At 67.4% G+C, this 2263-nt stretch carries 2 protein-coding genes and 1 pseudogene; all 3 read left to right on the forward strand.

Annotated elements, in window-relative coordinates; genetic code table 11:
• Nucleotides 1–120 (forward strand): annotated as a pseudogene (locus tag EN780_RS40975) (DUF4126 domain-containing protein); the annotation flags it as partial.
• The gene (locus tag EN780_RS32450) at nt 117–1493 is read left to right on the forward strand and encodes an FAD-containing oxidoreductase (RefSeq protein ID WP_128276311.1); all 1377 of its coding nucleotides are present in this window, start codon (nt 117–119) and stop codon (nt 1491–1493) included. The pseudogene EN780_RS40975 and the gene EN780_RS32450, both read left to right, overlap by 4 nt.
• A gap of 101 nt (nt 1494–1594) precedes the next feature.
• On the forward strand, nt 1595–2263 hold a 669-nt coding region (locus EN780_RS32455), incomplete at its 3' end, for a succinylglutamate desuccinylase/aspartoacylase family protein (protein WP_145971021.1).

Below are 2263 nucleotides of genomic sequence, written 5' to 3' on the forward strand. Positions count from 1 at the left end.
GGCGCGGCCGGTTCCCGCGGCCGGTGGGCGGCTGCTTTGGGCAAGGACCCGCCCGCCGCCTTCATCGAGGACGCCGTCGCGATCATCGGCGGCCTGCTGATCGTGGCGGCCGTGGCATGACGGCAAAAACCTTCGACGCCATCATCATCGGCGCCGGCCAGGCCGGCACGCCGCTCGCCGGCCGGCTGAACGCGGCCGGCATGAGCGTGGCGCTGGTCGAGCGCAAGCTCGTCGGCGGCACCTGCGTCAACACCGGCTGCATCCCGACCAAGACGATGGTGGCGAGCGCCTACGCCGCCCATCTCGCCCGCCGCGCCGCCGACTATGGCGTGACCTTATCCGGCCCGGTGGGCGTCAACTACAAAGCGATCAAGGCGCGCAAGGACAAGGTGTCGGGCGCTTCCCGCACGGGGCTGGAAACCTGGATCGCGGGCATGGAGAAATGCACGCTCTACCGCGGCCATGCGCGTTTCGAGTCCGCCAACACCGTGCGCGTCGGCGACGAGCTGCTGACCGCGCCGAAGATCTTCCTCAACACCGGCGGCCGCGCCGCCGTTCCCGACCTGCCCGGCGTCGAGGAGGTGCCTTACCTCACCAATTCCTCGATGATGGATCTCGACGTGCTGCCCCGCCATCTCGTCGTCGTCGGCGGCAGCTACATCTCGCTCGAATTCGCGCAGATGTTCCGCCGCTTCGGCTCCGAGGTGACGGTGATCGAAAAGAGCCCGCGGCTGACCGGCCGCGAGGACGAGGACGTCTCGGCTGCCATCCTGTCGATCCTCCAGAACGAAGGCATCACGGTGCATCTCGGCGCCGAAGACATCAGTTTTGCCAAGCAGGGCAGCGATGTCGCCGTCACCTTCGCCGCCGGCAAGCCGCCCGCCGTCGGTTCGCATGTGCTGCTGGCGCTCGGCCGCAACCCCAACACCGACGATCTCGGCCTCGACAAGGCCGGCGTCGAGGTCGACAGGCGCGGCTACGTCGTCGTCGACGACCAGTTGCGGACCACCGTGCCCGGCATCTGGGCGATGGGCGACTGCAACGGCAAGGGCGCCTTCACCCACACCTCCTACAACGACTTCGAGATCGTCGCCGCCAACCTGCTCGACAACGATCCGCGCAAGGTCAGCGACCGCATCGAGGCCTATGCGCTCTACATCGATCCGCCGCTCGGCCGCTGCGGCATGACCGAGGCCGCGGTGAGGAAATCCGGCCGCCGCGCGCTGGTCGGCCAGCGGCCGATGACCCGCGTCGGCCGCGCCGTGGAAAAAGGCGAGACGCAGGGCTTCATGAAGATCCTGGCCGACGCCGACACCGGCGAGATCCTCGGCTGCTCGGTGCTTGGTCCGGGCGGCGACGAGGTGATCCACTCGGTGCTCGACCTGATGTATTCCAAGGCGCCGATATCGACGCTGGCGCGTGCCATGCACATCCACCCCAACGTCTCCGAGCTTCTGCCGACCATAGCCCAGGAGCTGAAGCCGCTGGCCTAGTGTCGCCATCGGCGTGGTTTGCGCCCATAGCGCCTCGGCCTGGACCAATCGACAGCGCAATCGCAAAAGTGCATGGGTTCGCCTCTTTCCCGGAGGCCTCCATGCACAGATCGATCGAACGCATCGCCGGCGACAGCGAGGGTGTTTCCTACGAAATCCCGGTCCTCCGCTTCGAGGGGACGGACAAGGCGGCGCCTTCGGCCTATCTGCAGGCGGCACTCCATGCCGGCGAACTGCCGGGCGTGGTCGCCATCGACGCGCTGATGCCGATGCTCGCCAGGGCCGAAGCCGAGGGCCGCATCAGGGGCGCCATCACCATCGTGCCCTGGGCCAACCCGATCGGCCGCGCGCAGTACCATTTCGGCGAGCATCAGGGCCGCTTCCATCTTGGCACGCGCACCAATTTCAACCGCGGCTTCCCGCTGCTTGCCGCGCCTGACACCGCGCTTTTGCCCGATACGACTCTTGCCACACCCGACCAGCGGCTGAAGTCGCGACTGCTGCAACTCTCGCTCGGCCATGACATCGTGCTCGACCTGCATTGCGACGACGAGGGCCTGCCTTACCTCTACATCCACACCAGCCTGTGGCCGGCGATGGCCGATTGCGCGGCGGCCATGGGCGTCGATGCGGTGCTGTTGTGGAACGAGGACACTGACGGCACCTTCGAGGGCGCCTCGATCATGCCCTATCAGAACGTTCCGGCCGAAGTCGCACGTTTTGACCGGCGGGGCGCCACCACGGTCGAGGATCGCGGCATACTCGACGTC

Source organism: Mesorhizobium sp. M4B.F.Ca.ET.089.01.1.1 (genome assembly GCF_004022605.1).
In the GTDB taxonomy this organism is placed as follows: domain Bacteria; phylum Pseudomonadota; class Alphaproteobacteria; order Rhizobiales; family Rhizobiaceae; genus Mesorhizobium; species Mesorhizobium abyssinicae.

Coding starts and splice junctions, on each gene's coding strand:
- EN780_RS32450 (WP_128276311.1), top strand. CDS start 117: ATGACGGCAAAAACCTTCGACGCCATCATCATCGGCGCCGGCCAGGCC.